Origin of the sequence: Paraburkholderia sp. SIMBA_054, from assembly GCF_046534875.1 — a bacterium.
Taxonomy (GTDB): domain Bacteria; phylum Pseudomonadota; class Gammaproteobacteria; order Burkholderiales; family Burkholderiaceae; genus Paraburkholderia; species Paraburkholderia hospita.
The window spans coordinates 1-231 of record NZ_JAWRXV010001834.1 but is presented as its reverse complement, the minus strand read 5'-3'; the positions used below and the strand labels follow the sequence as shown (position 1 = coordinate 231).

Genomic DNA, 231 nt, shown 5'->3' with positions numbered 1-231 from the left:
CGCTCGGCCAGCCGGCGCCACAGCGCGATCATCTTCTCCTGCTGGGCCGGGTCGTCCCATAGCGAGGGCTTGGCCGGGTCGCGGTCGGAGATGTTGATGTCGTTGCCCTGGCCGCCCGGTGCGGCGTGCAGGTCCAGGATCAGGTACATGTCGTTGGCCTTGGCCCAGGCCAGCAGTTCGTCGGTGCGGCGGAAGCCTTCCTCCAGCCAGGTCTGCCGGCCGGGCACCGGC

At 70.6% G+C, this 231-nt stretch carries 1 protein-coding gene; it reads right to left on the bottom strand.

Features of this window, described 5'->3' with window-relative positions:
- On the bottom strand, nt 1–231 hold a 231-nt coding region (locus SB822_RS61380; RefSeq protein WP_410859704.1), incomplete at both ends, for a cellulase family glycosylhydrolase.